Annotated in this window: 5 protein-coding genes (1 of these 5 cut by a window edge); 4 read left to right on the top strand and 1 reads right to left on the bottom strand. The window is 65.2% G+C overall.

The features are described 5' to 3' along the window. Window positions 1-57 precede the first annotated feature (57 nt). Window positions 58-1,419, bottom strand: a complete 1,362-nt coding sequence (locus tag ACLB0R_RS04830) for an FAD/NAD(P)-binding protein (protein ID WP_416642213.1) — start codon at window positions 1,417-1,419, stop codon at window positions 58-60. Window positions 1,420-1,592: 173 nt separating this feature from the next. On the opposite strand from ACLB0R_RS04830, the gene epsC reads away from it, so the two are divergent. From epsC to ACLB0R_RS04850, 4 genes are all read left to right on the top strand, one after another. Next, entirely contained in the window at window positions 1,593-2,546 is a 954-nt protein-coding gene (gene epsC / locus ACLB0R_RS04835) for a serine O-acetyltransferase EpsC (protein ID WP_416642214.1), read from the top strand. Next, complete coding sequence (locus ACLB0R_RS04840) at window positions 2,546-3,289, top strand: gamma-glutamyl-gamma-aminobutyrate hydrolase family protein (RefSeq protein ID WP_416642215.1); 744 nt, start codon at window positions 2,546-2,548, stop codon at window positions 3,287-3,289. Before epsC ends, ACLB0R_RS04840 begins: the two co-directional genes overlap by 1 nt. Before the next feature lie 151 nt (window positions 3,290-3,440). After that, the gene (locus ACLB0R_RS04845) at window positions 3,441-5,048 is read left to right on the top strand and encodes a tetratricopeptide repeat-containing sulfotransferase family protein (RefSeq protein WP_416642216.1); all 1,608 of its coding nucleotides are present in this window, start codon (window positions 3,441-3,443) and stop codon (window positions 5,046-5,048) included. Window positions 5,049-5,217: 169 nt separating this feature from the next. After that, window positions 5,218-7,393 carry the 5' portion of a TonB-dependent receptor gene (locus ACLB0R_RS04850; RefSeq protein ID WP_416642217.1) on the top strand. 395 nt of this gene lie beyond the right edge of the window, so the window shows 2,176 of its 2,571 coding nt (coding positions 1-2,176); the start codon lies at window positions 5,218-5,220; its stop codon lies beyond the right edge, outside the window.

Consider the following 7,393-nt stretch of genomic DNA (forward strand, 5'->3'; position numbering starts at 1 on the left):
CGAGTAGGATAATCTCGCGACGCCCCGATGCTTGCCACCATCGGATTCTTGGCGGCGCTAAAGCCCCGCTTCATCCAGATGCGGCACCCGGGCATCCGCTGCCGCAACGCCCTCGGCAAGCGCCGCGCATTGCCGCCTGATGTCGGGCACCGCGACGATTTCCCAGAAGGTGCCGCGCGTCATCGGGCCGATGCAGTACAGGCCGGGTAGCGGCTTGCCATCACCGCCGATCACGCGGCAGCCGGCATCGACATCAATCCCGAGCGCCAGCGGATCGGGACGGATGAACCCGGCATCGAGCAGCTGTCGCAACAGCGGCTCGCGGGTGCGGCGAATATCGGTCTGGGGCCCGGTACAATTGACGATCGCGCCGGCGTGCAGCGTTTGCGGCGCCTGCGTCCGGCGGGGCAGCCAGTCGATCGCGAGCGCGCCATCGCGATGACGGACTGCCGATATCTTACCAGCTGCGATTCGCAGCCTGCCAGCGGCGACAAGTTCCCGGAAGGTGTCGGCGACGACCGGAGCGAGCCGATGGCGATGGACATCCCAATAGGGGCGCAAATGCCGGAGGAACCGTGCGCGTTCGGCGATGCTGGCATGCTGCCAGAGCTGCTGGGTCACCGGGCGCAGCCCGTCGACCGCGGCATGCCAGCCGATCTCCGCCGCCCGCGCCCGAATGTCGCGCACCAGCACGGACAGGGTCGGCGCGGGCGCGGTTTCGCGCAGCACGGGCGGAAAATTGCCGTCGAGGTGGCGATGCGGCGTCAGCCCGCGCCGCGACAGGCAGGTCATCTCACCGGCAAAGCCCGCCGCGTGCAGGCGCAGCGCCGCATCGACCGCCGACAGGCCGGTACCGAGGATGACGACGCGCTGGTCATGCGGCAAGCGCGCAGCAAGGTCATCCGCCCAGGGATCGTCGATATAAGCGCCGGACGTCGCCGTCGCGTCATCAAGCCAGTCGGGCGCGGTTGGCGGCAGATTGCCGGGCGAGAGCACCACTTGCGCGGCGACGATCGTGCGCCCGTCGCAGAGCGCCAGGTCATAGCCGTCCGCCCGGCGCGAAATCGCCAAAACCTCGCCTGTCACGCTGGTGATCCGCCCCGGCTGCTCGGCCTTGGCGGCGGCGAGCAGGTCGCACAGATAGCGCCCGTACAACCCGCGCGGCACGAAATCGGTCGGCGCGCCGCCGCCATTGGTCGCCAGCCAGCGCGCAAAATGCTCGGGCTCATCCGGGTAGGCGCTCATCCCCGCCGCGCGCACATTCAGGACATGGGCGGGGTGGCGAGTCCCGAAAGCGACGCCGCACCCTTCACGCGCATTGCCCCGCTCGATCAACAGGATGGGCCGGCCGGGCCGCCGCGCGAGCTGCAGCGCCAGCAAGGTGCCGGAGGAGCCGGCACCCACAATCACGACAGGCATTGCTCGGTTCGTCATCAAGCGCCCCGCAACCCGCAGTTGGACTACGCCAACTTTTTCTCCGTCGAATGTCTATCCGATTGGTAGAGAATGCGAGGGCTTGCCGACGAAACGGGCGACGGCCGCGCCAGTCCGTCGGTAGGCCTGGGCCAGTGAGCCAAAACGAGGTGCCGAGGATGACCGAATCCCGACGACGCCGTGAAGTGGCGTTCGCGACTCGCCAGCTGCAGAAGGTTCGCTCTGCCTGGCGCGAGGCGCAGGCGGACAAGCGGATTCCCTATTCCTTCCCGGCGCACGACCAGCTGGCGCATGTTATCGAGGATCTGGGCGCCGCGCTGTTTCCCGGGCGGATTGGCACCTTTATCGGCCCGGACGATGACGAGAACGACTTCGTCGCTCGCCATCTGGTCGACGCGCTGGATGAGCTCGAGGCGCAGATCGCCTGCGAGCTCGATTACTGGCAGCGCGAGAATGTCGGCAGCTTCGATGCGGATCAGGCAGCGACCATGGTCGCGCTGTTCACCAAGTCGCTGCCCGATATCCGCGGGCTGATCGACAGCGACGTCGATGCCGCGTTTTTGGGCGATCCTGCCGCGCGCAGCGTCGATGAGATCCTGGTGTGCTATCCCGGCGCGATCGCCAGCCTGCATCACCGCATTGCCCACGAAATCGACGCGCTCGGCGCGCCAATCACTGCGCGGATCATTTCCGAAATCGCCAATGAGCGTACCGGCATCGACATCCATCCGGGCGCCACGATCGGCCCGAGCTTCTTCATCGACCACGGAACCGGCGTCGTCATCGGCGAGACCGCGATCGTCGGCGCGCGGGTGCGCCTCTATCAGCATGTGACGCTCGGCGCGCGCAGTCCGCTGGGCGCGGCGCGGCATTCGGCAACCGACCGTTTCGCCCGCCACCCGATCGTCGAGGACGATGTCGTCATCTATGCCGGGGCGACGATCCTGGGGCGCGTCACCATCGGCGCGCGCAGCGTGATCGGCGGCAATGTCTGGCTGCTGCACGACGTGCCGCCCGACAGCGTGGTGGTGCAGCCGGAAGCGGAGATTCTGCCCGCCGAACATGGCGTCAGCCTGCGCGAGACGCTGGGCACCGCGCGAGCGGCCGGCTGATGCGTCCCGTGGTCGGCCTGTTGTGCTGCAACGAGCATCACCGCCGCGACGTCCAGGTCGTGGCGACACGCTTTATCCAGCCGCTTGCCGATATTGCCGGGGCGAGCGCGTTGCTCGTGCCGGCAGTGACCGACGCCTGCGATGTCCGCGCGGTTGCCGCGCGCCTAGACGGGTTGTTGCTGACCGGATCGCAATCGAACGTCGCCGCGCATCGTTATGGCGGCGCGTTTGACTTGGCACCCTGCGATGAGGCGCGCGATGATGTTGCGTTGCGACTGGCGGCGGCGATGATCGAGACGGGCAAACCGGTGTTCGGCATCTGTCGCGGGTTTCAGGAATTGAACGTGCTGTTCGGCGGCACGCTCACCAGCGATCTGCCGACCGGTGTGCATCATAGCGGCGAAGCGGAAGAGGACCCTGGGGATGCCGCCGCCTTCGAGCGGCTGTTCGATCATGCCCATGCCATAGCGCTGCAGCCAAAGGGCCTGCTGCACGCAGCACTCGGCGGCGACCGCGCGCGGGTCAATTCGGTTCACCGGCAAGGGGTGGATCGGCTAGGGAGCGACTTAATCGTGGAAGCCATTGCGGATGACGGGCTGATCGAGGCGTTTTCGGCAAAGCCGTTCGGTAGCGACGTGCTGGCCGTCCAGTGGCATCCGGAATGGTCGCGCGCGCCCAGCGGGGTTAACCGCCTGTTCTTCGATCGGCTGGGCCAGGCGCTATACCACCAAATATCGGCCTGAGCCCTCGCGCCGGCGCATCGGCCGAAGCGCAACGCGTGCCTCGCGGCGGCTGAACGCCAACCGGACTTCTTCTGCTGGCACTATTTCAACAGGCCATCTGGTCCGACTAGGACCTGTTGCTCGCGGCACGAGTGGCGCTAGAGAGCGAGGGATGGCGACATCCTCACCGACCAGCTGGCTCGCCACTGCCGGCCGTTATCCGCCCCGGCTGATCGAGGCGGCGATGGCGATGAACGACAATGCGCTGCATGTCGCCGAGCCCTTGCTGCGCCAGCAGTTGAAGGACGACCCCTTCGACGTCGCCGCCATCCGCATGCTGGCCGAGCTCGCCGGGCGGATCGGCCGCTACAAGGATGCCGAGACGTTGCTGCGCCGCGCGGTCGAGCTGGCACCCGGCTTCACGCCGGCGCGCGCCAATCTGGCGCTGGTGCTCTATCGCCTCAACCGGCCGATCGAGGCGATAGCCGAACTCGATGCGGTGATGGCCTCCGAGCCCGACAACCCAAGCCACCAGAATTTGCAGGCGGCGGCCACTGCCCGGCTCGGCAATTTCGACGAGGCGATTGCGCTTTACGAGCGCGTGCTCGACCAGGCGCCCAACCAGCCACGTGTGTGGATGAGCTATGGCCATATGCTGAAGACGGTGGGGCGTCAGGCGGACGGCATCGGTGCCTATCGCCGCGCTATCGCGCTGATGCCGGCACTGGGCGAAGCGTGGTGGAGCCTCGCCAATCTGAAAACGGTCAAGTTCGACGAGGCCGATATCGCGGCGATGGAAACGGCGCTGGCGCGTGGCGATGTTGCTGACGAGGATCGCTTCCACCTCGATTTCGCGCTCGGCAAGGCCCTGGAAGACCGGGGCGAGGCAGCGCCTGCCTTCGCGCACTATGCCTCCGGCAATGCGCTGCGTCGCCAGAGCCTGCGCTATGATGCCGACGAGACGACCCGCCTGGTCGACGCACAGATCGCCCTGATAACGCCCGAATTTCTGGCAGCGCGTGCGGGGCAGGGCTGCTCGGCGACCGATCCGATTTTCGTGCTCGGCATGCCGCGCGCGGGCTCGACGCTGGTCGAACAAATCCTAGCGAGCCACAGCCAGGTCGAAGGAACGAGCGAACTCCCCGACTTGCCGCTGATCACGCGCGAGATCGCCAATTACCCCTATGGCATCGCGGCGCTTTCGCCCGATCGCCTGCACGCCCTGGGCGAGGACTATCTGCGCCGCACCCGCATCCAGCGCCGCACCGGCCGGCCGTTGTTCATCGACAAGCTGCCCAACAATTGGGTGCACGTGCCGCTCATCCACCTGATCCTGCCCAACGCGACCATTATCGATGCGCGGCGCCACCCGCTCGGCTGCTGCTTTTCCAACTTCAAGCAGCATTTCGCGCGCGGCCAAGGCTTCAGCTATTCGCTCGAGGATATGGGGCGTTATTATCGCGATTATGTGCGGCTGATGGCGCATGTCGACCGCGTCCTGCCCGGGCGCGTCCACCGCGTCATCTATGAGCAGATGGTCGATGATACCGAGGCCGAGGTGCGCGCATTGCTCGCCGCCTGCGGGCTCGATTTCGAACGGCAATGCCTCGCCTTCCACCAGACCGAGCGCGCTGTACGAACGGCAAGCTCGGAGCAAGTCCGCCAGCCGATTTTCCGCGACGGCACCGAAGCATGGAAGCCGTTCGACCCATGGCTTGGCCCCCTGCGCGCGGCACTTGGTGATATCGTAGCTTTATACCCCGAAACACCGGCTTTCTGAGACCTTATATTATTTCACGTAGGCGCCGGGCCACGCGCCTTTCGTTGCATAAATGCCACAAATTTCCGCATCCACGACGCTTCCTGATGCGCCATGCGCCGTTGCGCTTGACGACGCGCGCGGCGTTCCACACGCTGCGTTGCAATGATAAGTCTAAGGGGTTTCGATCATGTTGCGCCATAACGCCGTCCGGACCGTGCTGCTCGCGTCGTCGATGCTGAGCGCCGCACCGCTCGCCGCGCAGACCAAGGACGGCGCCGCCGCGCAGCCGGCGCCCGCGGCCGAGGACACGTCGCACGACATTATCGTGACCGCGCAGAAGCGCTCCGAGAATCTGCAGAATGTGCCAATCAGCATTCAGGCGCTCGGCACCAAGAAGCTCGACGAGCTCAACATCACCAATTTCGCGCAATATGCCGTGCAGCTGCCATCGGTGTCGTTCCAGGCGCTGGGCGGTACGCCGGGCACGAACGTCATCTATATGCGCGGCGTCGCGTCAGGCGGTGACGGCAACCACTCCGCATCGCTACCTTCGGTCGGCGTCTACCTCGACGAACAGCCGGTGACGACGATCGGCGGCAATCTTGACGTTCATGTCTATGATATCGCCCGCATCGAGAGCCTCGCCGGTCCGCAGGGCACGCTGTACGGCGCGTCCTCGGAAGCGGGCACGATCCGCATCATCACCAACAAGCCCGATTTGAGCCATTTCTACGGTCGCGTCGATGTCGAGGGTAACACCGTCGCGCATGGCGGCCAAGGCGGCAAGATTGAAGGGTTCGTCAACGCGCCCCTCAATGACCGCATGGCGCTGCGTGTCGTCGGCTTTTACGAGCGCGACGCCGGCTATATCGACAATGTCGCGGGCTGCCGCAGCTTCCTGCCGGAGCCGACCAGCAATGCCTGCACCGCGACCAATGGCGGCATCGCGGTCAACAACCGCGCGTTCGTCAAGAAGGACTATAACGACACCGAGATCTGGGGTGGCCGCGCCGCGCTGAAGATCGATCTCGACAATAATTGGACCGTCACGCCGAACTTCATTTATCAGGACACGCGCAGCCACGGCGCTTATGGCTTTGATCCGAAGGTCGGCGACCTGCAGGTCCAGCATTTCTTCCCCGAATATCGCCGCGACCGCTTCATCCAGGCGGCGCTGACGATCGAGGGCAAGCTCGGCAATTGGGATGTCACTTACGCGGGCGCCTATCTCGACCGCAAGGACCTCCAGTCGAGCGATTACACCGACTATGCCGAAGCCTATGACAATCTGTACCACGGCGCCGGCGGCCTCGCCGGCTATTTCTATTTCCAGGATAATGCGGGCCGCACGATCGATCCGCGCCAACGCATCATCGGCACCGATCATTTCAAGAAGCTGAGCCAGGAATTCCGCGTCGCCTCCCCGCAAGACGAGCGCTTCCGCGTCGTCGCCGGGCTGTTCTACCAGCGCCAGTCGAACGATATTCACCAGGATTATCAAGTCACAGGGCTCGCCGATAACCTCTCGGTCAACGGCCATCCCGGCACCCTTTGGCTGACCCAGCAGCACCGCGTCGACCGCGACTATGCGATGTTCGGCGAAGCGAGCTTCGACATTACGCCCAAGCTCACCGCGACGGCGGGTGGCCGCGCCTATATCTATGACAATACGTTGATCGGTTTCTTCGGCTTTGGACGCAATCCGGGGGGCAACTATACCGCCAGCCCGTATAACGCGGCGGGCAGCTCGCGAACCGGCTTCATCCAGTGCTTCACGACCAGCGGGGCGCGGTTGCGCGACGTGGTGAATGGCTCGCCGGTGACGTTGCTGCCGGCGGCGGTCGACGGCGGACCGTGCACCAATCTCGCGGTTTATGCGGCCGGCGCGGGGCTGAAGCCGGTCGAAGCGTCAGGCCAGGGCGTCACTTACCGCTTCAACCTGACGTGGAAGCCCGTGCATGGCCTGCTGTTCTACGGCACTGTTTCGAGCGGTTTCCGCCCCGGTGGCATCAATCGCCGTGCGAACGTCCCGCCCTATCAGGCCGATACGCTGACCAATTACGAGCTCGGCGCGAAGACGACGTTGTTCAACGGCAAGGTCCGCCTCAACGCGGCGATCTATCAGCAGGATTGGGACAAATTCCAATTCTCGTTCCTCGGCCAGAACAGCTTCACCGAGATCCACAACGGCCCCAATGCGCGGATCCGCGGTGTGGAGGCGGATGCGACCTTCAACTCGGGTGGCTTGTCGCTGAACGCGGCGGGATCGTATACCGACGCCAAGACACAGCAGAATCTGTGCCTGTTCGATGACCCCACTTATGTTTGCGCCAATACCGGCAACGGCAATTTGGTGTCAGCGC

Source organism: Sphingomonas sp. GlSt437 (assembly GCF_048015635.2).
Taxonomy (GTDB): Bacteria; Pseudomonadota; Alphaproteobacteria; order Sphingomonadales; family Sphingomonadaceae; genus Sphingomonas.

Excerpts from the sequence above, each read along its gene's own strand:
- epsC (WP_416642214.1), top strand. The coding sequence starts at position 1,593 with ATGACCGAATCCCGACGACGCCGTGAAGTGGCGTTCGCGACTCGCCAG.
- ACLB0R_RS04830 (WP_416642213.1), bottom strand. The coding sequence starts at position 1,419 with ATGCCTGTCGTGATTGTGGGTGCCGGCTCCTCCGGCACCTTGCTGGCG.
- ACLB0R_RS04840 (WP_416642215.1), top strand. The coding sequence starts at position 2,546 with ATGCGTCCCGTGGTCGGCCTGTTGTGCTGCAACGAGCATCACCGCCGC.
- ACLB0R_RS04845 (WP_416642216.1), top strand. The coding sequence starts at position 3,441 with ATGGCGACATCCTCACCGACCAGCTGGCTCGCCACTGCCGGCCGTTAT.